Origin of the sequence: Actinophytocola sp. NPDC049390 (genome assembly GCF_044466355.1) — a bacterium.
Lineage (GTDB): Bacteria > Actinomycetota > Actinomycetes > Mycobacteriales > Pseudonocardiaceae > Actinophytocola.
The window spans coordinates 161,342-186,146 of the sequence record NZ_JBITMQ010000006.1; the positions used below are offsets into that span (position 1 = coordinate 161,342).

Annotated in this window: 20 protein-coding genes; 4 read left to right on the top strand and 16 right to left on the bottom strand. The window is 71.6% G+C overall.

Translation table 11 applies throughout. The features are described 5' to 3' along the window. Nucleotides 1–319: 319 nt before the first annotated feature. The 8 genes from ACIBVP_RS19325 to asnB all read right to left on the bottom strand — a co-directional run bounded on the left by ACIBVP_RS19325 (nt 320) and on the right by asnB (nt 13,013). The gene (locus ACIBVP_RS19325) at nt 320–3,838 is read right to left on the bottom strand and encodes a S8 family serine peptidase (protein WP_396107524.1); all 3,519 of its coding nucleotides are present in this window, start codon (nt 3,836–3,838) and stop codon (nt 320–322) included. 87 nt (nt 3,839–3,925) lie between these two features. After that, nucleotides 3,926–5,527 (bottom strand): thiamine pyrophosphate-binding protein, encoded by a 1,602-nt coding sequence (locus tag ACIBVP_RS19330; protein WP_396107525.1) that lies wholly within the window; start codon nt 5,525–5,527, stop codon nt 3,926–3,928. Beyond that, complete coding sequence (locus tag ACIBVP_RS19335) at nt 5,524–6,297, bottom strand: cyclase family protein (protein WP_396107526.1); 774 nt, start codon at nt 6,295–6,297, stop codon at nt 5,524–5,526. Before ACIBVP_RS19335 ends, ACIBVP_RS19330 begins: the two co-directional genes overlap by 4 nt. An 18-nt stretch (nt 6,298–6,315) precedes the next feature. Beyond that, entirely contained in the window at nt 6,316–7,401 is a 1,086-nt protein-coding gene (locus ACIBVP_RS19340; RefSeq protein ID WP_396107527.1) for an alkaline phosphatase family protein, read from the bottom strand. After that, the gene (locus ACIBVP_RS19345; RefSeq protein ID WP_396107528.1) at nt 7,398–9,500 is read right to left on the bottom strand and encodes a phage holin family protein; all 2,103 of its coding nucleotides are present in this window, start codon (nt 9,498–9,500) and stop codon (nt 7,398–7,400) included. The genes ACIBVP_RS19340 and ACIBVP_RS19345 overlap by 4 nt, the downstream gene beginning before the upstream one ends. Further along, nucleotides 9,484–10,092, bottom strand: a complete 609-nt coding sequence (locus tag ACIBVP_RS19350; RefSeq protein WP_396107529.1) for a DedA family protein — start codon at nt 10,090–10,092, stop codon at nt 9,484–9,486. The genes ACIBVP_RS19345 and ACIBVP_RS19350 overlap by 17 nt, the downstream gene beginning before the upstream one ends. A 150-nt stretch (nt 10,093–10,242) precedes the next feature. Then, nucleotides 10,243–11,043: an MBL fold metallo-hydrolase gene (locus ACIBVP_RS19355; RefSeq protein ID WP_396107530.1), complete on the bottom strand. Its 801-nt coding sequence runs from the start codon at nt 11,041–11,043 to the stop codon at nt 10,243–10,245. Between the two features lie 44 nt (nt 11,044–11,087). Further along, entirely contained in the window at nt 11,088–13,013 is a 1,926-nt protein-coding gene (gene asnB / locus ACIBVP_RS19360) for an asparagine synthase (glutamine-hydrolyzing) (RefSeq protein WP_396107531.1), read from the bottom strand. A 191-nt stretch (nt 13,014–13,204) separates the two neighbouring features. Between asnB and ACIBVP_RS19365 the strand changes: the two genes are divergently transcribed. Continuing rightward, nucleotides 13,205–13,996: a Ppx/GppA phosphatase family protein gene (locus ACIBVP_RS19365; protein WP_396107532.1), complete on the top strand. Its 792-nt coding sequence runs from the start codon at nt 13,205–13,207 to the stop codon at nt 13,994–13,996. A gap of 43 nt (nt 13,997–14,039) precedes the next feature. Then, the gene (locus tag ACIBVP_RS19370) at nt 14,040–14,474 is read left to right on the top strand and encodes a hypothetical protein (protein ID WP_396107533.1); all 435 of its coding nucleotides are present in this window, start codon (nt 14,040–14,042) and stop codon (nt 14,472–14,474) included. Nucleotides 14,475–14,546: 72 nt separating this feature from the next. Here ACIBVP_RS19370 and ACIBVP_RS19375 read toward each other — a convergent pair whose 3' ends face one another. The 3 genes from ACIBVP_RS19375 to ACIBVP_RS19385 all read right to left on the bottom strand — a co-directional run bounded on the left by ACIBVP_RS19375 (nt 14,547) and on the right by ACIBVP_RS19385 (nt 19,694). Then, nucleotides 14,547–14,993, bottom strand: a complete 447-nt coding sequence (locus ACIBVP_RS19375; protein ID WP_396107534.1) for a hypothetical protein — start codon at nt 14,991–14,993, stop codon at nt 14,547–14,549. 259 nt (nt 14,994–15,252) lie between these two features. Beyond that, on the bottom strand, nt 15,253–18,069 hold the full coding sequence (locus tag ACIBVP_RS19380; RefSeq protein WP_396107535.1) for a carbohydrate-binding protein: 2,817 nt from the start codon (nt 18,067–18,069) through the stop codon (nt 15,253–15,255). A 167-nt stretch (nt 18,070–18,236) separates the two neighbouring features. Next, nucleotides 18,237–19,694, bottom strand: coding sequence for a discoidin domain-containing protein (locus ACIBVP_RS19385; protein ID WP_396107536.1), 1,458 nt, complete (start codon nt 19,692–19,694; stop codon nt 18,237–18,239). A 159-nt stretch (nt 19,695–19,853) separates the two neighbouring features. Here ACIBVP_RS19385 and ACIBVP_RS19390 point away from each other — a divergent pair, with 159 nt between their 5' ends. Continuing rightward, nucleotides 19,854–20,423, top strand: a complete 570-nt coding sequence (locus tag ACIBVP_RS19390; protein ID WP_396107537.1) for a TetR/AcrR family transcriptional regulator — start codon at nt 19,854–19,856, stop codon at nt 20,421–20,423. Here ACIBVP_RS19390 and ACIBVP_RS19395 read toward each other — a convergent pair. From ACIBVP_RS19395 to ACIBVP_RS19410, 4 genes are all read right to left on the bottom strand, one after another. Beyond that, nucleotides 20,349–20,855: a GNAT family N-acetyltransferase gene (locus ACIBVP_RS19395; protein WP_396107538.1), complete on the bottom strand. Its 507-nt coding sequence runs from the start codon at nt 20,853–20,855 to the stop codon at nt 20,349–20,351. The genes ACIBVP_RS19390 and ACIBVP_RS19395 overlap by 75 nt on opposite strands. Continuing rightward, nucleotides 20,852–21,724 (bottom strand): NAD(P)-dependent oxidoreductase, encoded by an 873-nt coding sequence (locus ACIBVP_RS19400; RefSeq protein WP_396107539.1) that lies wholly within the window; start codon nt 21,722–21,724, stop codon nt 20,852–20,854. Before ACIBVP_RS19400 ends, ACIBVP_RS19395 begins: the two co-directional genes overlap by 4 nt. A 68-nt stretch (nt 21,725–21,792) precedes the next feature. After that, the gene (locus ACIBVP_RS19405; protein ID WP_396107540.1) at nt 21,793–22,458 is read right to left on the bottom strand and encodes an ATP-binding protein; all 666 of its coding nucleotides are present in this window, start codon (nt 22,456–22,458) and stop codon (nt 21,793–21,795) included. Between the two features lie 111 nt (nt 22,459–22,569). Continuing rightward, complete coding sequence (locus tag ACIBVP_RS19410; protein WP_396107541.1) at nt 22,570–22,965, bottom strand: cupin domain-containing protein; 396 nt, start codon at nt 22,963–22,965, stop codon at nt 22,570–22,572. A 51-nt stretch (nt 22,966–23,016) separates the two neighbouring features. Between ACIBVP_RS19410 and ACIBVP_RS19415 the strand changes: the two genes are divergently transcribed. Next, the gene (locus ACIBVP_RS19415; RefSeq protein ID WP_396107542.1) at nt 23,017–24,000 is read left to right on the top strand and encodes a helix-turn-helix domain-containing protein; all 984 of its coding nucleotides are present in this window, start codon (nt 23,017–23,019) and stop codon (nt 23,998–24,000) included. A gap of 1 nt (nt 24,001) precedes the next feature. On the opposite strand, the gene ACIBVP_RS19420 is transcribed toward ACIBVP_RS19415, so the two are convergent. Beyond that, nucleotides 24,002–24,748 carry a putative hydro-lyase gene (locus ACIBVP_RS19420; RefSeq protein WP_396107543.1) on the bottom strand — a complete coding sequence of 249 codons (747 nt, stop codon included), beginning with the start codon at nt 24,746–24,748 and terminating at the stop codon, nt 24,002–24,004. Nucleotides 24,749–24,805 lie beyond the last annotated feature (57 nt).

Sequence of the window (24,805 nt, forward strand, 5' to 3'; positions counted from 1 at the left end):
CGCGACTCGCGGTGTTCTGGGGCGCGACTCGCCGGGGTGGAGCTGCGCGAGTCGCGTGCCCTGGCTTATTGAGTTGTCGGTTTTGTGCTGCGCGGGTAGGGCAGGTGTGTGCACGAAATCGACAACTCGGTGTGTGCGGGCGCGCGACTCGCGGTGTTCTGGGGCGCGACTCGCCGGGGTGGAGCTGCGCGAGTCGCGTGCCCTGGCTTATTGAGTTGTCGGTTTTGTGCTGCGCGGGTGGGCGGGTGTGTGCACGAAACCGACAACTCGGTGTGTGTGGGCGCGCGACTCGCGGTGTTCTGGGGCGTGACTCGCGGGGTTATAGGGCGTGGGCTCTGGTGATTGTTTGCTCGATTTTGTTGCCTGACTGGTCGGTGGCTGTGATTTTCAGGGTTGCGGAGGTTTTGCCTTGTGGGTGGTGGACTGTGGCTCGGTGGTGGCGGTCCAGGCGGACCGGGGTCCACGTGTGGCCGTCGTCGTAGGACAGCCATGCCTGGGCCGTGCGGATGTGTGGTGCCGGTAGGCCGTCCTGGTGGCGGAACGTGAGGGCCAGCCTCGTGGTGCGGTTCGCCCTGTCGGTCAGGTCGGTGTCCACGTCGTAGTCCACCTGAAGCAGCGGCAGCAGTGCGTGCTCGGTGTGCCCGGAGCGGAACGTCCACGCCGTCTCCGTCGCGGTCGCGTACTGCCACTCCGGAGTGGACCGGCCCGTCGACAGTTCCAGCCGGTACGTCGCCTCGCCCGCCGGGACGCCGAACGTGCCCCACGCGTACGGGGCCTCCGCGAGCAGCGAACCGTTGCGGTACAGGCGTGCCGACGACGTGTCCGGCTTGGTGCCGATGCCGCCCTCGAGGAAGCCCTGGTGCCCGGCCGCGTCCACGAACTCCGGGATCCGCACGGACAGCACGTCACCGTCCCGTGTGGACTCCGGGCCGCCGCGCGGGATGGCGGGCCGCACGACCGGTCCGTACCACGACTCGGTGAGCCGCTCCCCGGCACGGAACGTCCGAGGCGTGTCCACCAAGCCTCCCGCCAGCGGCTGCATGCTCTCCCAGCTGCGGTAGTGGCGCACGCGGTGCTGCCACGTCGTCGCGCCGGCCGTGACCGTCTCCGTCCTGGTCACGCCGGTCGGCATCACCCGCTGGTACTGGTTGATCGCGGTCGTCTGCCACGGCCGCCACGCGAACCGCTGCTCCTTGGCGTACCGCTCGCCACCCGACTCGTGGTACTCGGCACGCACGGTCGCCGAGTTGCGGTCCGACACCCGGTGCACGACCTCGCGCGGCACCCGGTCCCGTTCCACCTGCATGACGTCGTACAGGTACGGACTGTCCACAGTGCCCGTCAGCGTCACCGGCACCCGGCCGCGGTCGATCGCCCGTGCCAGCGCCGCGCCCTCGGCGGGCCGGACCGTCGCGACCGGCGCCGCGAGACCGGCGGCCTCGGCGGCGGTCGCCGCCGTCGTGCCGTACGTCGGCAACGTCAGCAGCGCCAGCACCGCACCCGCGTTCTTCGCCGCTTCCGCGATCGCCGTGTAGTCGTGGTCCAACGACGGCGGCACGAGCACGACCTTGCCACGCACCTCCGGCCCGAAGTCGCCGGCGGGCACGATCTCGAGCGTGCGTCGCCCGTCCAGCTTCGGCGAGTCGCCGAGATACCTGGGTTCGAAGTCCACAGTGGACGTGTCGGCCCACAGCGGTGGCGCGGTCAGGCTCCACCGGGCACCGAACTCGAACACGCCGGACGGCGCGGTGACCGTCGGGGACACCCACAGCTCACGCGTGTTGGGGTACTTCATCGCGTAGTTGCTGATGTCGCGCTGTCCGAACTCGCGGTGCACGTAGAAACTGAAGATCCCCTGCTGTGTCGCGCGTTGGGGCGTCTCGACCCGCACCCGCGTGGTCTTGGCGGCGTCCAGCACGTACTCGCGGTCGCCGGTGACCTCGAACGCCGGATCGGCGATCTGGTAGGCGACGTCCCGGGACGTCAGCATCGCCGCGAGGTAGTTGACACCCTCGGGCAGTTCGACGGTCCGCGAGCCGCCGTCCGGGATCCAGGTCACCACGTCCTGCCGCTGGTCGGCGCCGTACACGACGAGGTACGCGGTGAACAGGTCCTCCCCGTCGCGGCCCTGCGCGCGGAACGTGACCTCGTGCGTCGGCGCCGTCTCGACCACGCCGACCGCGGTGCGCACGCTGACGTCACCCGACGTGGCGACGAGCAGCCCGCCGTGCGCGCCCGGCTCGACCAGCGCCGGGTCGGCCGTCACCGGCACGGTCGCGGTGCCGTGCGCCGGAACCTCCACACTGGACTGTCCAAGTTGGACAGGTGCGGTGGTGGTGAGCGCGAGTGACACCGGTGCGCCGGTGGTGTTGACGTAGGTGACGTCGCGGGTGACCGGCTCGGTCAGCTCGCCGAAGTCGACCGTGCTGTCGGCGTACACGCCCTGCGCGACCGCGCGGTCCACCGCGACCCGGCCGCCGCCGTGCTCGTACACCGACCGCGCCGGGTCGCCGACCGCCGTGCTGACGAGCGCGTCCTTGAGCTGCTGCCCGGTCCACTCGGGGTGGCGCTGCGCGAGGATCGCGGCGGCACCGGCGACGTGCGGCGCGGCCATGGAGGTGCCGGACGCGGTCGTGTAGTGGTCGTCGACCGGCGTGCCCATGGCGGTGCCCGCGGCACGGGCGGCGACGATGCCCACGCCGGGCGCGGTGATGTCCGGCTTCAGCCCCAGGTCGCCGACTCGCGGGCCGCGGCTGGAGAACGGCGCCAGCGACTCGTCGCGGTCCACGGCGCCGACGGTGAGCGCCGCGGTCGCGCTGCCCGGCGAACCGACCGTGCTCGCGCCGTTCTCACCGTCGTTGCCCGCGGACACCACGAACAGAGTGCCGGTCTCGGCGGTCAGCGCGTCCACGGCCTGGCTGAGCGGGTCGGTGCCGTCGGTCGGGCCGCCGCCGAGACTCATGTTGACCACCTCCGCGCCGGACCGCGCCGCCCACTCCATCCCGGCGAGCACCCACGACTCCATGCCGTAACCGTCGTCGCCGAGCACCTTGCCGACGATGACGTCCGCGCCGGGCGCCACGCCCTTGCGCTGCCCGCCCGACGCCGAGCCGGTGCCCGCGACGGTCGCGGCCACGTGCGTGCCGTGTCCGAAGTGGTCGGTCGTGTCGGGGCTCTCGGTGAAGTTCTCGGCCGCCGTGACCACGCCCGCGAGGTCCGGGTGCGTGGCGTCGTAGCCGGTGTCGAGGACGGCGACGGTGGTGCCGGTGCCGTCGAAGCCCGCCGCCCACGCCGACGGCGCGCCGATCTGCGGCACGCTGTGTTCGAGGTCCACCTTGATGCGGCGGTCGAGGTCGATGTGCTGGACCGCCTTGTCGGCCAGCACACTCGGCGTCGCGCGGGTGGCGCGGCCGTTGATGCTGGCGAGATCGAGGCCCGGCGCCGTGCGCCTGGCGCGGTCCGCGTAGGTGACGATCACCGGCAGCGTGCCGGTGAAGCCCTGCTCGACCAGCCCGGTCACGTCGAACAACGCGGGGTCGAGCCGGTCGCCGAGCTGGGGGACGACGTCGGCGGGCAGCACGGACAGCCGCCCGTCCACCTCGTGCTGGGTGAACGTGACGTGGTCGCGGCCCGGGCCGGGTTCGATCGTGGCGGCCTGCCTGCCGCCCGGCAACCGTTCGAGGTGTACGACGTCGCCGGTGACGAGCGTGACGGAGACGGCGGTGCCCCGCGCGTCCGGCTTGGGCGCGGGTGCCGCGGCGGCGGTGGGCACGGACACGGTCGCCAGCACGGTGACGGCGCCGAGCGCGACGGTGAGTGCACGGGATCTCCACTGCATGCTCCGTAGGCTCGTGCCCTTACCTGCCCGTTGTCAGCAGTGGGCGCTGTCCAAGCTGCGACATGTCGTAACTCGGACACGGGCGACCTACCGGAACGCCTCCGCCAGCCACCACGAGCCACCGTCGTCGGTGATCTTCGCGTCGATCAGCAGGGGGCGGTCGCGGGGGCCGTCGAGCCACCGCGGCACACCGTCGAGGTCGGCGACCGAGCGGACGGTCAGGCCCGCCCACCCGAACCCCGCGCCGATCGCGGCGAGGTCGGTGTCCGGGAACCTGACGCTCGTCAGGTTCGCGTCCGCGCCGAAGTGGTGGATCTCCGCGCCGTACGCGGCGTCGTCGTACACGACCGCCACCATCGGGATGCCCAGCCGCGTCACGGTCTCCATCTCGGCGACACCCATCAGGAAGCCACCGTCGCCCAGCGCCGCGACGGACAGCCTGCCGGGCTGCGCGATCGCCGCGCCGACAGCGGTGGCGAGTCCGAGACCGATCGACTGGAACGCCTGCGTGAAGCAGAACCCGTACTCGTCGGGCACGGACAGGTACGCGCTCGGGTACCCCATGAAGTTCCCCGAGTCCACGGACACGACCCGCTCGGCGGGCAGCAGCTCGTCGAGCCGCGCGCTCAGCACGCGCGGGTCGATGCGGTCCGATGTGGACTCGTCGGCGGGCGGGGTCCGGCGGACGTCGCCGACGGGCGCGGTGCGGTAACCGTCCTGTGTGTACCCGTCGAGCGCGGCGAGCACGTCCCGCGCGGTCCGCGCCACGTCACCGACCACGCCGAGGTCGGCGCGCGTGTGCGCGCCGAACGCCGCCGGTTCCAGGTCGACCTGCGCGACCGTCGCGTCGAGCAGCGTGCCGTGCCTGGTCGTCCACTTGTTGAGCGCGCAGCCCCAGCCGACGACCAGGTCCGCCCCGGCGATCAGCGACGCCGTCCGGTCCGAGGCGAACCCGCCCGAGATCCCCAGCGACCACGGGTCACCGGCGAACAACCCGTGCGCCACCGCCGACGTCGCCAGCAGCGCGCCCGTGGCGTCCGCCAGCGCGCGCAGTTCACCCGCCGCGTGCCGGGCGCCCCGTCCCGCCACGAACACCGGTCGTGCCGCCGCGCGGAGGAGGTCCGCGAGTGCGGTCACCGATTCCGCGTCCGGCCGGACGGGCCGCGGTGCGGCGGGCACGGTCACCGGCGCGGGGACCGCGGGAGCGGCCTGCACGTCGAGGGGCAGGTTCAGCACCACGGTCCGCCGCTCGTGCACGGCCGTCCGGTACGCCCGCACGGTGTCCGCCACCGCCGACGCGGGCGAGTGGACCCGCTCGGACACCGCGCCCGTCGCGCGGATCGCGGCGTCCTGGTCGATCCGGAAGTTCGCGGTCACCGCGGCACCTGCCGTGTCGGCCGTCAGCACCAGCAGCGGCGTCCGGCTCTTCGCCGCCTCGGTGACCCCGGTCAGCGCGTTCGTGAGCCCACAGCCCTGGTGCAGCGAGACCACCGGCAGCCTGCCGCTCATCCGCGCGTACGCGTCGGCCATCACCGTCGCGCCGCACTCGTGGCGGGCCGCCACGTAGGGCACCCCGCCCGCCAGCAACGCGTTGGTCACCGCGAAGTTGCCGCTGCCCACCACCCCGAACGCCTGCGCCGCCCCGAGTTCGGCGAGGGTGGCGCCGACCAGCTCCGCGGTCGTGCTCACCGTTCGACCAGCGCGTACACCCGTGCCGGGCTGCCGGAGCCGCCGACGATCGGCAGCGGCGACACGACCAGCATCGCGCCGGTCGGCGGCAGCGACGCGACGTTCCGCAGCTGCGTCAGACCCATCTTGCCCGCGCCCAGGAAGTAGTGGTGGCACGGGAAAGCGGGCTCGAACGAGTGCGCGGCACCCGCGTCCGTGCCGACGGTCTCGACGCCGAGCCCGACGAGCCCGGTCTCCTCGGCGAGCCACCGCGCGCACTCCGCGGAGATGCCGGGGGAGTGCGGCCCGTTCTCGTCGGCGTTGAGGAACTCCGCGGCGTCCGCCGACCGCGCGTCCCAGCCGGTGCGCAGCAGCAACCAGGCACCGTCCGGCAGTGAGCCGTGCTCGGCCTCCCACGCCTTCACGTCGTCGACGCCCAGCAGGAAGTCGGCGTCCTCGGCGGCCCGCGCCGACACGTCGATCACCACGGCCGGCGCGACCAGCCGAGTCAGCGCGAGCCGGGAGACGTCCGCGCCGTCCTTGCCGGTGGCCCAGTGCACGGGCGCGTCGACGTGCGTGCCGGTGTGCTCACCGGTGTGGATGTTGTTCCAGTACCAGCCGGGCCCGGCCGCGTCGTAGCGGCTGATCAGCTCCAGCGAGAACGGGATCGTGTTCGAGAACGGCTCGGGCAGCTGGAGGATCGGCGTCTCGGACGACAGCGGCGCGGTCAGGTCGACGATCTCGACCCGGCCGCCGGCGATGGCGGCGAGGAGATCCTGGAGAAGCGGCATGCGGCAGTACTACCGCACTCACGCACGGGCCACCAGTAGCGGCACCAGTTGCTCCTCCGGTGTGAGCGACCCGTGCTGCCCGATGAGACCGGACAGGAACGACTCGGCCGCCGACCGGATCACCCCGGACGTGCCGCGTGCGGCCGCGACCACGTCCCCGATCCGGTCCGCGTAGTGCGGCGACAGCGGCCCGAACCAGCCCTCGTCGACGGCCTGCTCCCGCGACACCGTCCACGCCGCGTCGCCGAGCACGCCCTGCCACGTCGCGAGAACGTCCGCCACCGCACCGGGTTCGGTGTGCACGTGCCGGGCACGCGGCTCACCGCTGAACGCCCGCACCCCGGCCCGCAGCACCGGATCGGTGTCGGCGTCGAAGGTGTGGTCCATGGCCACCATGCCGTGGTCGCCGGTCACCGCGAGCAGCGAGTCCGGCGGCAGGAGCGACACGATCACCTCGACGAGCCGGTCCACCTGCCGCAGCTGCAGCCGCCACGGCAGCGACCCCGGCCCGTACACGTGCCCCATCCCGTCGAGGTCCGCGTGGTAGCCGTACACGAGCCGCCTGCCCGGCTCGGACAACGCGGTCACGATGCCCGCCGCGAGGTCGCCGAACGCGAACGCGCCGGTGAACTCACCGCCCCGCAGCGCCGCCCTGGTCAGCCCGGAACCGGCGAACTTGGGTTGCGACACGACCGTCACCGCGACGCCGTCGGCCTCCGCCCGCTGGAACACCGTGTCGGCGGGCTGGACGGTCTCGGGCGGGAACGGTTCCCGCAGGTCGACCTTCCCGTGCGTGCCGTGCTCGGTCCACCGCAGCGTGTCCATCACGACGTCGTCGGCCAGCCGCAGCGACGTGCCGAGCAGTCCGTGCCCGCCGGGCGGCAGGCCGGTGCCCAGCGACGCGAGGCTGATCGCGGTGCTGGACGGGAACCCGACGGTCAGCGGACCGGCGTCGGTCATCGCGGTGAGGAACGGCGCGTCCTGCGGGTGTGCGCGCAGCAGCTCGCTGCCGAGCCCGTCGACCAGCAGCAACGCGGTCGCGCGGGCGGGTTCGAGCAGACCGAACACGTCGGCGAGCGACCGCGCGCCGTACTCGGGGATCACGTCTCCGCCACCAGTTCCGCCTCCCGCTCCGGTACGGGCCTCGGGTGGCCGAGGTGGTCGAGCCACCCACGCACCACCCGGTGCAGTTGTTCGGCACCGATGATCTCACCGGGCGCGGGCAGGTCCGCCGGGTACATCAGGAAACCGCGGGACTGGCCGCCGCCGAGCCCGCCGTGCGACCCGACGTGCACCTCGAACGGCGACGCCTCGTCGGTGGTCTCGTGGTAGCGGCTGTTGATCAGGATGTCGGGGCAGTGGGCGAAGGTGTCGGTGCGGCGGATCAGGTCGGCGGCGTGCGGGCCGTAACCGGTCAGCGGGTCCTCGCCGGTCACCGAGTCGTCACGGAGCCTGCGCGCGCCGTCCCTGCCGAGCACGACCGGACCCGACTTCGCGCTGCGGACCAGCATGAACCCGATGCCAGGGTGGTCGACGAGCGCGGGCAGCAGCTCGGGGAACTCCCGCTCGACGGTCTCCAGGTCGACGCGGCCCTCGTGCTCGGTGAACGACACCATCGCGACGTGCCCGGACACCACGACCACCACCCCGGGCGCCGCGCGGGTCACGGCCGCGGGCCTGCCCTCCTCGGTGCGATGGGTGTCCCGGGCGGCCTGTCTGCCCACCCGCGCCCGCAACGCCCGCGCGATCGGGCCCGACCCGGTCGACGCCTCGGCCACCGCCGCACCCAGCTGCCACGTGCCGGACCTCGGCCCGCGCCGCGACCCGTTCGCGGGCGGCGTGCCGCCGCACAGGCGCCCGACGAGCTGCTCGACGGACTCGCCGAACCGGTTCGTGAACGCCCAGCCCTGTGTCACCCCGTGGTCGGACAGGACGACGAGCTTGTAGTGGCGCGGCGCGAGCCGTGCGGCCCGGTACAGGCGGCCGATCTGCTGGTCGATGGAGCGGATCACCGCGAGCGCGTCGAACCGTTCGATGCCGGTGTGGTGGGCGACCTCGTCGTAGCCGAGGAAGTCGGCGTACACCACCGGCCTGCCCGCCAGCATGTCGCCGATGATCGCGGACACCACCAGGTCGCGGGCGATGACCGTGGTGCCCGCCCGCGCGAACGGGAAGAAGCCGCCGCGTTTGATCCTCGGCCGCACCCTGGCCCGGCGTTGCCGCACGGACGCGGAGATCTCGCGCAGCACGTCCACGAGCGCGGACCCGAACGTGCGCACCACGTTGATCGGGTTCGCGAAGTAGGCGTAGTAGCCGGCGCCGGCCGGGTCCCGGCGTCTGCGGTGCGACCTCGTGAGGATCGGCACCGCGCTCATCGTGAGGCTGGTGTGGTCGGCGTCGCCGGTGAACAGGCCACCGCGGGCCGCGCCGCCGTTCGCGAGCAGACCCTGGCCATTGGAGTGGCGGCGTTCGATCTCGGCGGCGTCGGTCGGGTGCGCGCACGCCATCACGTGGTCGCGGTCCTTCTCGTACCAGCGGAAACCGAGGATGTCGTCGTTGCTGCCGTGCAGCAGACCGCAGACGCTCGCACCGGTCTGGGACGACCAGTCGCAGTGCCAGTCGGTGAGGACGTGGCTGCCGTCGGACAGCCAGCGGGCGAGCGTGGGCAGGTTGCCGTCGCGCACGGCGCGGCGCACCGTGTCGTAGCCGAGGCCGTCGATCTGCAGGAGCAGCACGCCGGGCGGGTCGTCGCACGGGTCGGACCCGTCCTTGCGGAACCGCCGCGCGGCCCGCCGGAAGAACACCTCGTCCTCGTCGATGGCGAGCATGCTGCTGACCAGGCCCGCGACGCCCGCCATCACGACGGCGACCACCACCGCGGTCCGGATGTTCGCGACGTACACCTCCGGCACCGCGAACGAGATGCCGAGGATGCCCGCGCCGAGCAGCTGGAACGAGAACAACCCGAGGAACAGCACGGCACGCGGCGGCGCGAACCGCATGATCAGTGGCCACACGACCGCGCTGAGCAGGCCGAGCATGGCCGCGAACACGGTGGGTTGCCACCACAACGGCATGGCGAAGTCGGTCAGCCACAGGTCGAGCAGGTGCAGGCTGACCGCGACGAGCGCCCAGACGAGGAGCAGGCGGGCCACCACCCGCCCGCCACGCAACAACCGCCCCCGGTCAGTGAGTTCGGGCATGCTCACGCGCTTTCTCCCGCCGCCTGCCGACCAACCCGACCACGAGCGTGACGATCAGGATGAGGAACGTGGCGATCACGGTCGCGACCAGCGGGTTGTCGAACAGGCCGCCGCTGACGACGCCGAGGAGCGCGTACGCGACCGCCCACAGCAGGCACGCGCCGGACGCGGCCAGGACCAGCCGCCGCCACGGGTAGTCGAGCGCCCCGGCCGCCAGCAACACGGGGATCCGCCCGGCGGGCACCATGCGCCCGATCACGACGAGCAGCCACCCGCGTTCGACGAACTTCTCCCGCGCCCCGGCGAGCTTCTCCTGCGACTGCCGCCGCTCGAAGAAGCGCACGAGCGTCCCGCGCCCACCCCGGCCGGCGCCGAACGTGACGAGGTCGCCGATCAGCGCTCCGACCGTCGAGACGACGACGACCAGCACGAGGTTGAGGTCCCCGCCGCTGACCGCGATCGCCGCGCCGGCACCGACGACGGCGCCGGTCGGCACGACCGGCACGATCGACCCGAGCAGCACACCACCGAAGATGACCGGGTAGCCGATGGACGACGGGTGTGTCCAGTCGATGCCGAGGAACCCGCTCACGACTCCCCCTCGCAGGCTCCGGGGAGCCGCTCGCGGTCGCCCTGTGTTTGTGGATTCGCTCCGCAAGCTTCGCTCATGACTCCCCCTCGCAGGCTCCGGGGAGCCGCTCGCGGTCGCCCTGTGTTTGTGGATTCGCTCCGCAAGCTTCGCTCATGAAGCGCCTGGGACGGCGCCGTGGAGCCGCACGTCCTCGCCGGGTTGCGTGACCAGGACCCGGGTGGCCCCGGTGACGGCGGCGGCGAACTCGTGCGGCGGGTCCGTCAGCAGCCGCCGCATGCGCCTGCCGTGTTTCCCGGGCAGGTGGGGCAGCCCGGTGACGGCGAGCGTCCCCCAGTGCACCGGCACGGCGACGCGCGGTTTCACGAGGTCGGCGGCGGCAGCGGCCCGTTCGGGGTTCATGTGCCCCGGCCCCAGCGTCGGTCCCCAACCCCACACCGGCAGGAGCGCGACGTCGACGTCGGCGAGGTCGGCCATCTCGGGGAACAGGTCGGTGTCCCCGGCCGCGTACACCTTCCGGTCGGCGCCCTCGATGACGTGCCCCATGGCCACGGCCTGCGGTCCGCGGGTGGAGCGCGGGCCCCACCGGTGCCCGGAGTGCTCGGCCCGCACACCGGTGACGCGCAGGTCGCCGTGTTCGAGTTCCTCGCCGGGCGCCAGCTCGTCGACGTGGCGGACGCCCTTGGCGCGCAGCCAGTCCCCGGCGCCGCGCGGCACCACGACCCGCACGTGCTCGGAGAGCAGCCGCAGCGACGGCAGGTGCACGTGGTCGCCGTGCAGGTGGGACAGCAGGACCAGGTCGACGTCGGCGTGGTCGGCCCTCGTGCACGGGGACGTCACCCTGGTCAGCGCCGACACCCGGTCGGTGAGCACGGGGTCGGTCAGGACGGCGTGCCCGGCCAGCTCCACGCGCACGGTGGAGTGTCCGACGAACCGCAAGCCGAGAGAACGCACGCGGCCAGTATTACAAGTCGTGCGACCCGCGGCATAACCGCAGGTCAGAGCTTGACCGGGTACCTCGGCTCCGGTACGGCGACCTTGATGCGGTGCTCGACGAAGATGCCGTGCCACAGCATGAACACGATCAGCGCCCAGAGCTGCCGCGACCGGTCGAGCTGTCCCTCCCGGTGCTCGTCGAGCAGCGCGAGCACGGCACGCCGGTCCAGGTGCTCGTCGGTTTGCGACGACGTGATGATCGACCGCGCCCACTCGTACATCTCGTTGCGCAGCCAGTGCCGGATCGGCACGGGGAAACCCAGCTTGCGCCGGTTGAGCACGTGCGGCGGGATGATTCGCTTCAGCGCCTGCCGCAGCGCGTACTTGGTGGTGCCGCCCGCGAGCTTCTCCTCGCGCGGCAGCCGCGACGCGATCTCGAACACCTCGATGTCGAGGAACGGCACCCGCAGCTCCAGCGAGTTGGCCATGGTGACCTTGTCGGCCTTCACGAGGATGTCGCCGCGCAGCCACGTGAACAGGTCCACGTGCTGCATCCGCGCCACCGGGTCCCAGTCCCAGGACTCCCGGTACCACGGCATGGTCACGTCCTTGAACCCGATGTTCGGGTTGTAGTCGCGCAGCACGGCCCGCAGCTGCTCGTCGCGGAAGTTCCGCGCGTTGCCGTAGTAGCGGTCCTCCAGCTTGAGCGCGCCGCGTCGCAGCAGGTCCTTGCCGCGCACGCCCTCGGGGATCTTGGTGGAGATGTTGCCGATCATCTTGCGCATGCCGTGCGGCATCTTCTCGAACGGCGCGAGCGACACCGGCTCGTTGTAGATCGTGTAGCCGCCGAACAGCTCGTCCGCGCCCTCGCCGGACAGCACCGCCTTGACGTACTTGCGTGCCTCGCGGGCGATGAACCACAGCGGCACCAGCGCCGGGTCGGCCACCGGGTCGTCGAGGTACCAGACGATGAGCGGCAGCGCGTCCATCATCTCCTGCGGCGACACGGTCTTCACCACGTGCCGCACGCCGATGGCCTCCGCGGTCTCCGCCGCCACGTCGACCTCGGAGTAGCCCTCGCGCTCGAACCCGGTGGTGAACGCGATCAGGTTCGGGTTGGACTCGCGCGCCAGGGTGGCCGTCGCGGTGGAGTCGATGCCGCCGGACAGGAACGCGCCGACGGTGACGTCCGGGTCGGAGATCATGTGCTTGGCGACCGAGTCACGCATGACCTCGGCGATCTCGTCGTACAGCCGGTCCGGGTCGGGCACCGGCTTCGACTCGAACGTCGGGTTGAAGTACCGGTTGAACTGGATCCGCTGGCCCGGCCGCACGTAGAACGACGTGCCGGACTCGATGCGGCGGATGCCGGTGTGCATCGACTCGGGCTCCGGCACGTACTGGAGCACCAGGTAGTGCTGCAGTGCGCGCTTGTCGAGCTGCTCACGCACCCCCAGCGGCCCGGACAGCTCCAGCAGGCTCTTCTTCTCGCTGGCGAACGCGACCCCGCCGGGCCCGCCCGACCAGTACAGCGGCTTGATGCCGAACGGGTCACGCGCCCCGAACACGACCCGCTCCTGCGCGTCCCAGATCAGGAACGCGAACATGCCGCGCAGCTTCTTGACCGAGTCCGGCCCGAGGTAGTGGAACGCGGCGACGATGGCCTCGCCGTCACCCCGCGTGCGGAACCGGGCCCCGTACCGGTCGGCGAGCATCTGCCGCAGCTCGCGGAAGTTGTAGATCTCGCCGTTGAAGTTCAGCGTGTACCGCGTCGGGTTCTCCGGCGGCCCCCAGACCAGTGGCTGGTGGGAGTGCTCGACGTCGATGAACGCGAGCCGGTTGAAGCCGTAGACGACCTCGCCGCCCGCCCAGGTGTCGGTCTCGTCCGGACCGCGGTGCCGCTGGCAGCGCATGGCCGCCCGCACGGCGTCACGCCTGGCGGCCGCGTGGTGGGGAGTGGCGCAGACAAGTCCGATCAGGCCGCACACGCGTGGTCACACCTCATTCACGGGTTCGGGGGGTCCTTCCCACTATGCCGTATGCCTAAATCCGTGTTTGTCTCGACTGTGATGTGGGAACCTTGCTGACCATGAAGGAGCCACCAAGAGCAGCGGTACTGGACGTCGGGTGTTTCAGTGCTCACCTCATGGTGGTGGAAAAGTCTCTGACCAGGCCTTTGGTGTCACACAAGGTGCGCCTGCGGCTGGACCGGGCGCTCGACGAGACGAACCGGATCTCCTCGGATGGCATAGATCACATCGCCGCGGCCGTGGCCGAGGTCCAGGAACGGCTGCGTGAGGTCCAGGTGCCCGCGTTCCTGGCGTTCGCCACCTCGTCGGTACGGGACGCGGCCAACTCGTCACAGGTCGTCACTCGCGTCGCCAAGCGGACGGGCCTCGAACTTCGGCTCCTCTCCGGTGAGCGCGAGGCGCGGATGTCCTACACGGCGTGCCGGTCGTGGTTCGGCGAGTCCGGCACCCTGTCCGTGCTCGACATCGGCGGCGGCACCGTGGAGCTGGCGGCGGGTGACACGCGCAAGCCCGTCTTCGCCCGTTCGCTCCCGCTGGGTGCCCGCACGCTCACCCGATCGGGTCTTTCTTTGCCGAAGCTGCGGAGCGCGCTGCCGGACAAGATCGCCGAGGCGCTCCCCGACGGCGCACTGGCGAAGCTGTCGTCCGGGCGCGCGGTGGGCTGTTCGAAGGTGTTCGGCCAACTCGCCGAGCTGACCGGTTCGCGCTCCCGCCTGCACGCCGCTGACCTGGCCGAATGGATCCCGCGGCTCGCCAAGATGACCCCGAGGCAGCGCGCGGAGCTGCCGGGCATCTCCCGGCACCGGGCGCGGCAGTCGCTCGCGGGCGCCGTCGTGGCCGAGGCGCTGATGCACGCGACCGGCCACGAGACCATCGAAATCAGCCCGTGGTCGACGAAAGAGGGCCTGTTGCTGAACCTGTTGCGGGAGCAGCGGGCCTAGTCGACCGGGTTCCAGAACCCGGTCAAGCGCTTAGTGTTGGCTCGTGGACGTCCGCGAGTGGCTCGCGCAAGCGCCGCCGTACGAGCCGATCCGGCTGGTCGAGGCGTGGGAGATCTACGAGCGCGCCATGGCGGAGCGCCCGGTGGACATCATGACGGCGATCGGCGGCAGCCAGCCGACCTCGTTCAGCGCGCTGTACACGCACCTCGCCGTCCGGTACTTCACCGAGCTGGTCGGCAAGGAGCGGTGGCCGTGCCCGCTGGAGCTGGCCGAGGGCGCGGGCGAGGAGTTCCTCGCGTTCGTCGACCTCGAGTTGCCGGCGGGCCACGTCGACGTCCTGGCGCGCACCAGCCACGTGCCGCCGCTGAACGGCGTCCGTCACCGCAAGCAGTTCCGCGGGAGCGTCTTCCGCCACCCGGACGTGGACGGCGTGTGCGTCCTGTGGCGCTGGTACGCCACTGACTCGATCCCGGAATGACCGCGGCCGTCGGGTGGTGATTTCGGCGGTGCGGACACCGCCGAAATCACCTGTTTCCCCGATCCTGAATCGTCAGCCGTTGGCGTACGCGTAGCGGTAGGCGCTGTCGCAACTCAGCTGCGTGTCCTTTTCGTAGTTGCACGCCTTGACCCTGATCCAACCCGATTCCGGGATGTCGGCCAGGTTGTGGTCGACGCAGTAGCCATACCCCGGTGAGTCACTGAGGTGGCGCCGCGTGCCCGGTGACGTCGACCGGTAGTAGAACAACTCCGGGTGGTGCCCGTCGGACGCGCCGTCGCAGTTGAACAGGTGCTCGCCGGTGGGATTCCAGCAGGCGAACGCGCCGCCGTCGCCCGATACCGACACGACCACGCACTCGGCCTGCGCGACCATCGCGCTCACCGCCGACACGGGCACGACTTCTTCGGCGGACCCGCTGGTGGTGGGCTCGGCCACCGCCGTCGAGCCGAGGGCCAACATCATGCCCGCGGCCGCCGCCGCGACGAATCCGAATCTCATGATTTTCTCTCCCCAGTTCTGTCGTCAGGCGTCGCGAAACCCCGTTCCCTGATTTGTGGCGGCACGCAGGTGCGTCGCCAGAAAGGCGCCATGTCGTTACCCCCCAGGTAACGGGCGGATTCCCCGTATTCCGCTCCGCGCTGTTGTGATCAGCCCTCGCATCCTGTTCCCACGCGTCGTCGGAGTGCAAGGGTTGTCCGGGGAGAATCACCGGATACGCTCCGTTCGGCCTAATCCTGCTGGTACGTGTGACACACGATCAGTACCGGAGCGTGAGCGTGTCCACGTCGAACAACGCGCCCGCGCCGCCCGTGAACGTCAGGAACAGCGCCCCGGACGTGGTTCCGGTCAGCGTGGTCGAGACGTCCTGGAACGTTTCCCAGCCGCCGGTCACCGGCACGGCGACCGTGCCGAGGGCCGGGCCCGTCTGGGAGCCCGACCGGATGGTGATCGTGCCGCCGGCGCCCGCGGACGAGATGCGCGCCGAGAAACCCTTGGCGCCACTCGTGTTCAGCTGTGCGTAGCCCGCCCAGTCACCGGACTCGATGTACCCGGCCGTGGCGCCACCGCTCGCCGCGGCGTGCGCCGCGACCTGCACGCCGCCCGTCGACGACCACGACTCGCCCTCCACGGTGCGGCTCGTGCCCGTGTTCGCCGGGTTGAGCGTGAACGCGTCGAGGTCGAACAGGCTGCCCTGCCCGGTCACGCCCTTGAACACCAGGAACAGCTGTGTCGTGCCCGCCGGTGCGCCGGACAGCGCGCCGCCCACGTTCACGAACGTGTCCCAGTTGCCGGTGTTCGTCACCGGGGCCGAGCCGAGCAGCGTGCCCGTCGCCGAGCCCGCGCGGACCTCGAGGGTGCCGCCCGCGCCGCCGGACGACACGCGGGCGGTGAAGCTGCCCGCGCCGGACAGCGCGTACGGCGTGAACGAGACCCAGTCGCCGTTGTCGGTGAAGCCGACCGTCTGACCGCCCTCCGCGCCCGCGTGCTGCGCCAGCTGGATGCCGTTCTGCGCACTGAAGTGTTCACCCTGCCGGTGTCGTGGCTGGAGCTTGCGCTTGCTGTGCGTGGTCAGCCCGCCGTTGTCGGTGTACTCGGCGTCGAACACGCCGTGGATGTTCGCGGCCGCGTCGTGTTCGCCGTCGACCGGCGTGGTGATCGTGCCGGAACAGCCGGTCCTCGACGTGATCTCGTGCTCGTGGCTGTCGTGGCCCAGCAGGTAGCGGATCTTCACCCGCGAGCAGTCGATCGTGCCGTCCTCGGGGTCGGAGACGTTGACCTGGAAGGAAACCGTGTCACCGAACGAGAACAGCGCGCCGTCCGCCGGGGTGGACAGCGTCACGGACGGTGCCGTGTTGCCGACGGACACCTGCACGTTCGCCGAGCCGGTGAGGCCCTGCGGGTCCCGCACGGTCAGCGTGGCCGTGTAGTTCCCGTTGGTGGTGTACGTCTTCGCCGGGTTCGCCGCGGTCGACGTGGTGCCGTCGCCGAAGTTCCACTGGTAGGTGAGCGCGCCGCCCTCCGGGTCGGAGCTGCCCGCCGACGAGAAGTTGACGGTGAGCGGTGACGGGCCGGACGTCCGGTCCGCCGACGCCCGCGCGATCGGGTTGCGGTTCGTGCCGCCGACGTACTCGACCCGCCACAGCGCCTGGTTGTTGGCCCCGGTGCCGTAGTCGAGCACGTACAGCGCGCCGTCCGGCCCGAACGCCATGTCCATCACCTGCGTGCCGGTCCACGGGAACGCGCCGATGTCGCCGACCCCGCCCGTCGAGGTCACCTCGATCGCCTTGATCCAGCGGCGGCCGTACTCACCGGCGAAGTAGCGCCCGTCGAGCGACTGCGGGAACTTCACCGACGAGTTCAGGTTCGGGTCGTACCGGTACACCGGGCCGCCCATCGGCGACTCGGAGCCGCCGCCGAACTCCGGCGGCGTCCCGGCGTCACCGGCGTAGCGGATCCAGGCCGCCCGCGCGGGCGGAAGCTTCAGCAGACCGGTGTTGCGGAACGAGTTGTTGGTCGGGCCACCCGGGCAGTCGTACTTCGCGCCCGACGGCCCGGACGGGAACTGGAACTCGTTGTAGGTCTCGGTGGTGGTGTTGGTGCCGGTGCAGTACGGCCAGCCGTAGTTGCCCGGCGACGTGATCCGGTTGAACTCGACCTGACCGCTCGGGCCGCGGTTGGCGTTGGTGACACCGGCGTCCGGCCCGTAGTCGCCCAGGTAGACGATGCCGGTCGCCTTGTCGACGCTCATCCGGAACGGGTTGCGGAACCCCATCGCGTAGATCTCCGGGCGGGTGCCCGCCGTGCCCGGTGCGAACAGGTTGCCCGACGGGATCGTGTACGTGCCGTCCGCCTGCGGTCTGATGCGCAACACCTTGCCGCGCAGGTCGTTCGTGTTGGCGGAGCTGCGCTGCGCGTCGAAGGACGGGTTGCGGTTGGTGCGTTCGTCGATCGGGCTGTACCCGTCCGACTGGAACGGGTTGGTGTCGTCGCCCGTGGTCAGGTAAAGGTTTCCGGCGGCGTCGAAGTCGATGTCGCCACCGACGTGGCAGCACTGGCCGCGGTCGTTGGGCACCCGCAGCACGATCTTCTCGCTCGCCAGGTCGAGCGTGTTGTTGGTGTTCAGCACGAACCGCGACAGCCGCAGTTCGCCCCTGAACCGGTCCCAGTCCGCCTGCGTCCCCTCGGTCGGCGCGTCACCGGCCGGAGTGGACAGTGCGGGCGAGTAGTACAGCCAGACGAACCGGTTCGTGGCGAAACCGGGATCGGCCGCGACGCCCTGGAGACCTTCCTCGTCGTGGGTGTAGACGGACAGCTTGCCCGCGGTGGTGGTGTTGCCCGCGGCGTCGGTGACCCGGACCGTGCCGTCGCGGGCGGTGTGCACGACCGACCGGTTGGGCAGCACGGCGAGCGACATGGCCTCGCCGAGCTCGCCGCCACCGGACGCGAGCTGGATCTGCTGGTAGTCACCGGGTGGGATGACGGACCCGGCCTGTGCGGCCGGGGTCGGGAGGAGCGTCGCGGCGACGAGCACCGCCGCGATCACCCCGTACCGACGCCGTTTCTGCAGGGACATCGGCGGCCTTCTCTTCTGTTGTGAACAGGCGTTTGGATCTTTGCGAGCAGGTCTTGGCCTGATCAGCGGTTACCTCAGGGGAACGTGACGGCACTCAGCCACCAACCGCCCGCGGTCCGCAGGTTTCGCTGGGTCGGGACCAACACTTTTGATCGCGGGGAGGCGGGCTAGTATGCCTGGAGCTCGGCGACCTGGCCCGCCGGCCAGCCGGTGTTGCCGCTGAAGACCAGGCGAACGAAACGGTGGCCTCGTACCGTGGCGGGCACGGTCACCGTGTTCTGCGTGGCGGGATCGAAGCGGTAGCCCTGTGCGGGGGCGACCGTGGTGTACGACGAACCGTCGGCGCTCGCGCGTACCTCGATGGTCTGCGTACGCGCGCCCCAAGACGGCGGCAGTGACAGCACGAGCCTGCCGACGTCCGGTGTGGACCCGAGGTCGAGCGTCAGCGTCTGCGGGAAGGCGTGGTTTGCCGATTCCCAGTAGCTGCCTTGATTCCCGTCGTTCGCGTTGGACGCGGGGTAGCCGGGTTGCGTGCTGCTCGCCGTGATCGTCTTGCCCTGCGCCAGATCCGGGTTCGCGGGAGGCGTCGTGCCGCCGGTGAACCGTTCGACCCAGTAGCGGGTGCGGTCGAGGTAGGCGGTCTCGGCGGCGGCGCCCGTCTTGCCGTAGGCGCCTTCGTAGGTCAGGTACCCGTGACCCGAGGGCGGGTTCGAGCGGGCGGGTTCGATGATCGAGCCCTCGTGCCACTCGTTGAAGGACGTGACCGACACCCACGTGGGCGCGCCGCCCGTGGCGGGATCGAGCGCGTTGTTCCACTGCCGGTCGTACATGGCGCCGTTCGCGCGGTCGACGGTCGGCGTGGTGTTGCCGGGCACGGCGCGGTCGTCGATATACCCCGGCGCGACCGACGGGGCCCAGACGAGGCCGTTGGCCTTGCAGAAATCGGACGCGTTCTTCCAGCCGGGCGCGGTGGCGCCCGCGATGCCGTCGTAGGTGTACATGCCGCCGAAGTGCGCGATCTTGCTGGTGTCGGTGGTCTGCGCGAGCACGATGCTGTTGTCCTTGACCTGCTCCAGCGCGGTCCAGTCGGTGATGCGCAGGCTCTCGAACACGTAGAACGCGGCGCGGCCGCCGTGACGGTAGAACGCGGGGCTGGCGCCGTAGCGCGCGTGGAGGTAGTCGATGTCGGCGACGGTGGACGCCGCGGTGCGGCCGCCGTAGGGCTCGAGGTGCCACGCGACCTTGATCCCGTACCGCGCGGCGGCGGCGAGGATCGCGGGGGCGAGGTTGTCCTCGTAGGAGCCCTGCCCCCACCAGCTCGTGACGATCACTCCGGCGCCGGACTGGCGGACCCACGCCATGTGCTGGTCCAGCACGGCGGTGCTGCCGGAGTCGTACGCGCCGAGCGTGGGGTAGAAGTTCGCGCCGATGTCGTTCGGCGGGGTGTGGCCGCCCTGGTCCCAGTGGCGGTAGGTGCCGTACCAGGGGTAGTAGAAGAGGTGGACGTCGGACGGGGACGCTTGGACAGCCTCGGGCCGTGCTCCGGCCGCCGGTGCGGGGGTGGCGACCACACCGAAGGCGAGCAGCAGAGCCAGAAGGCCGACGATGCTGTGCAGGGTTCGCATGTCTGCCCTTCGATCCTCGCAACACTGCCAGGTGACTGAAAGGATACGCAGCGTCAACAGATGAAAGCAATATGAGAGCAGTGTTCTGCAAGAAACTGACAGACCGCCGCAAGCGTTTGCAAGGTAACCTCATGACACCCGTCATGCAAGAGGCTTCCCATGGAACGAACTCCCAGAGAACGCATGGTCTACAGCGCCGTGCAACTGGTCCGGACGCGCGGCGCGACCGGCACCGGCGTGCGGGACGTGGTGGCACACGCGGACGCCCCACGGGGCTCGTTCCAGCACTACTTCCCCGGCGGCAAGGACCAACTCGTCGGCGAGGCGGTCCTCTGGTCGGCCGACTTCGCCGCGGCGCGGGCCCGCGCCTACCGGGCCACCGCCCGCAAACCCACCCCGTCCGGCCTCTTCGCCCACATGGCCCGCCAGTGGAAGGACGAGTTCACCGAGCGCGGCTTCGACCGCGGCTGCCCCATCATGGCCGCCACCGCCGACCTCGTCGGCACCGGCTCCGCGGTCCGGGCCCAGCTCACCGACGGCCTCGACCGCTGGGCGGCCGCCGTCGCCGAGGAGCTGGTCGCGATGGACGTCCCGCCGCGGCGGGCGAAGCGTCTCGCCACGCTCATGATCAGCACCCTCGAAGGCGCGATCATGTCAGCCCGGCTGCACGGCGACGTCGCCCCGCTCACCACGGTCGTCACCGAGCTGGCGCCACTGCTCGACGGCTGAACGCACGTCCAGGTCCAGCACCGTGTCGCACCCGTGGTGCCGCGCCGCCCGCACGGGCAGCGTCGACGTGAGGTAGCCGAGCAGGGACGTCCGGCACACCTCCATGCGCACGACCGCCACCCCGGCACGGGCGAGGAGCGTCGCCACCAGTTCGCGGCCCAGGCCCTTGCTCTGCCAGCGGTCCTCGACGATCGCCGCCACCTCGTGGACGTCCGGCTCCCCGAACACCGGCCCCACGCTCGCGAGTGCCACGACCTCGGCGCCCTCCTCGGCGACCAGCGCCGTGTGTTCGCCCGTCAGGCAGCGTCGCAGGTACGCGGGCGGGAACGCCGTGGCCACCCCGTGGAACCGCTGGTACCTCGTCTCCGGGGAGCAGCGCGCGAGCATGCGTGCCAGCGCGGCGCCGTCGTCCTGGCGGAGCGGGCGGATCACGACGCCGCCGTCCGCGCCTCGATGGCGCGGACCACCGCGACCATGTCCTCCTCGCCGTGCCCGAGCGCCGCTGTCTCCCCGTACAACGCGTGGCACACGTCCAGCAACGGCGACGCGACGCCCGCCTCGCGTGCCGCCTCCGCGACGAGCCGGTTGTTCTCCAGCACGTTCGTGATCGACGCCTGCACGTCGAAGTCGCCCGCCAGCAGTTTCGCCGTCTTCACCCGGGACGCCGCGCTCGCCATCGGGCCCGCGTCCAGCACGCCCGCGAACCGGGCCAGGTCCAGGCCGTGGCGCCGGGCGAAGTGCACGGCCTCCGCCAACCCCGTGACCATCGTGATCAGGTACAGGTTCACCGCGAGCTTCGTCAGCAGGCCGTTCGGCACCGGGCCGCACAACACGGTCTCGTGGCACATCGGCGCGAGCAGCGGCGCCACCTCGGCCGCCGCGCCGCCCGCGAGCATCGCCACCAGTTCGCCCTTGACCGCGGGGATCCGCGACCCGGACACCGGCGCCTCCACGTACCGCCCGCCCGCCGCGGCAACGTCGTCGGCCAGTGCCCGCGACCAGCCCGGCGCGGTCGTTCCCATGTGGACGATGGTGTGCCCGGACACCCGTCCGGCGAACTCCGGGGTGCCCCTGGCGAGGACCGTGTCCACGGCGACGTCGTCGGCCAGCATCATCAGGACCGTCGACGCCGCCGCGAACACCTCGGCCGGGCTCCGCGCCACCGTCGCGCCCGCCGCGCGCAGTTCCGCGCACCGCCGTGCTGTGCGGTTCCACACCACGAGCGGGGTGCCGGCCCGAGCGAGGTTGAGCGCCATCGGCCTGCCCATCACGCCGAGCCCGAGAAAACCCAGTCGCACCATGACCTCCCGCTGCTATGACAGCCGTCATACTAGCTCGCGTCATGACGACTGTCATAGAGCCGAGTGCGTCACAGTGCCGCCCAGACCACCTTCCCGCCGCTCTCGACCGGCACCGTGCCCCACGCCGTCGCGAGCTTGTGCACCGCGGCGAGCCCGTGCAGCGGCCACTGCTCCGGGTCCGGTCGCGGACGTTGCGGGTCGTCGTCGCGCACGGCGACCGTCAGCTCGCCGCGGCGCAGCTCCACCCGCACCGCGGGTGCGTAGGGCGTGTGCCGGATGGTGTTCTCGATCAGTTCGTTCGCGACCCACACGGCGGCGTCCGCGCGGTCGCCCTCGATGTGCCAGCGGCGGCAGCAGTCGCGCACGAACGCACGCCCTGCCCGTCCGCCCGTGGTGTTGCCGGGCAGCACCCGATGGGCCACCCTGCGTGGTGGTGGGTCACCGACCGACGCGATCGCGGCACGGACCGTGGGGCACGCGCCGGGCAGCCTGCCCCGGGGGTCGACCACGAACAGTGGCACGCCGGGCCAGTGTGCGAGCTGGTCGGCCACGTCGGTGAACAACGTCGTCCCCGCGGGCAGCTCCAGTTCGGTGACGTCCACGAGAACCGCCCGTGGTTCGTCCGCCGCGGCCGCCAGGATCCGGTCGCGAAGGGTGTCGCCGCTGCCGGCATCGAGCCTGCCCTTCGGCGCCAGGACGACGATCTCCTCCCGGATCTCGATTCCCTTGTGCACGACCGTGTTCACCTCCCTCTCGATCCGGGTGCCCGGGGACGAAAGGGGGAAACGCGACGGATCGAGGTTTTGTCCCCGGCTCCGGTGGGTATCGTCACGCCCTCGGCGGCGTCACACCTGCGAGAGCCGGTGCCCGGTGGTGGCGTCCACGTGGTCGGGCACCGCGTCGTGCTCGTCGCCGACCGACAGCGTGCCCGTCGGCTCCACCAGCAGCACGGCCGCGCCGCCGGTCGACGACGGTTTGTGGAACACGCCACATGGCACCACGAACACCTCGCCGCGACGCAGCGTCACCGTGCGCTCGCCCCCGTCCTCGCGCAGGCCGATGTCGATCGTGCCGTCGAGGACCAGGAAGAACTCGTCGGTGTCGGTGTGGACGTGCCACACGTGCTCGCCCGCGAAGCGCGCGAGCCGGATGTCGTAGTCGTTGACGGTGGTGACGATGCGCGGGCTCCACGCCTCGGTGAAGCTCGCGAGCGCGGCGGCCAGGTCGATCGGTCGGTTCATGAGCCGATCCTCACGGTGGCGGACGCCGCGCACGAGTGCTAGGAATCGCATATGCCGAAAGAATTCTCGCACCAGGTGGTGGTGATCGTCGACGACGGGTCCAACCCGTTCGAACTGGGTGTCGCCACCGAGCTGTTCGGGCTGCGGCGGCCCGAGCTTTCCCGGCCCTGGTACGACTTCACGCTGTGCGCGGCCCGGCCGTCGGTGCGGATGCACCTCGGCATGTTCACCATGACCGGCGTCGCGGACCTCGGTGCCGCGGCCGCCGCCGACACCGTGATCGTGCCCAACCGGCCCGACCCGGAGGAGCCCGCCGACCCGGCCGTGCTCGCCGCGATCCGCCGCGCCGCCGACCGGGGCGCCCGCCTCGTCAGCTTCTGCACCGGCGCGTTCACCCTCGCCCAGGCCGGGGTGCTCGACGGCAGGCGCGCGACCACGCACTGGCGCTGGGCGGCCGAGTTCGCCCGGCGGTTCCCTGCGGTGCGCCTGATGCCGGACGTGCTGTTCGTCGACGACGGGAACGTCCTCACCGCGGCGGGCAGCGCCGCCGCCCTCGACCTCGGACTGCACCTCGTGCACCGCGACCACGGCGCGGAGGTCGCGAACGCCGTCAGCAGGCGCCTGGTGTTCACCGGCCACCGCGACGGCGGTCAGCGCCAGTTCGTCGAGCGGCCGGTGCCGCCCGTGCCCGACACGTCGCTCGCGCCGGTCCTCGCATGGGCACGCGAACGCCTCGACCAGCCGCTGACCGTGCCCGACCTCGCCGCCCGCGCGGCCACCAGTCAGGCCACGCTCCACCGCCGGTTCCGCGCCGAGCTGGGCACGACGCCGCTGGCGTGGCTCACCGGCGAACGGGTCACGCTCGCCTGCCGCCTCATCGAACGCGGCGAGCAACGCCTCGACCGCGTCGCGGCGGCGAGCGGGCTCGGCACCGCGGCCAACCTGCGGGGGCAGCTGCGCCGCCACACCGGGCTGTCGCCGTCCGCCTACCGCCGCCGCTTCGGGTCGGCGGGCCACGCCGAGGCGATCGTGTAGGTCATGGCACGCGGTACTCGCTGTCGGGGACGTCGGTGACGAACATGTGCCCGGGCGCGTGGGTGATCGCGAACGGGGGCCTGGACGCCATCAGCACCGCCTGCGGTGTCACCCCGCACGCCCAGAACACCGGCACGTCCCCGTCCTCGGCCACGGGCGGGTCGCCGAAGTCGGGGGCCGCGAGGTCGGCGATGCCGAGCCCGGCCGGGTCGCCGACGTGGACCGGCGCCCCGTGCACGGCGGGCATCAGGCCGCTCACCCGGACCGCGGTGTCCACCATCGCCGCCGGGATCATCCGCAGCGACACCACCATCGGGCCGTGCAACCGGCCCGCCGGGCGGCACTCGCGGTCCGTCACGTACATCGCCACGTTGCGGCCGTGCCGCAGCGGCACCCCGGCCTCGGCGAGCGCGGACTCGAACGTGAAGCTGCACCCGATGAGGAACGCGACGAGGTCGTCGCGCCAGTACGGCGTCGCGTCGGTGGGTTCGGCGGCGAGCGCGCCGCCGCGCCACACGCGGTAGCGCGGCACGTCGGTGCGCAGGTCCGCGTCCGGCGCGAGCACCGTGCGCGGCCTGCCGGGGTCGGTGACATCCAGCACCGGGCACGGTTTCGGGTTGCGCTGCGCGAACAGGAGCATGTCGTAGGCCCACTCCCGCGGTACCGCGATGAGGTTGGCCTGCGTGTAGCCCCGGGCGAGCCCGGCGGTCGGGCCGGTGATCCGTTGCCGAACCTCCGCTGGTCTCATGACCGCAACGTTAGCCGCCGCTCGGTACCGTTGTTCCCAACCGAGCCGGGATTGGAA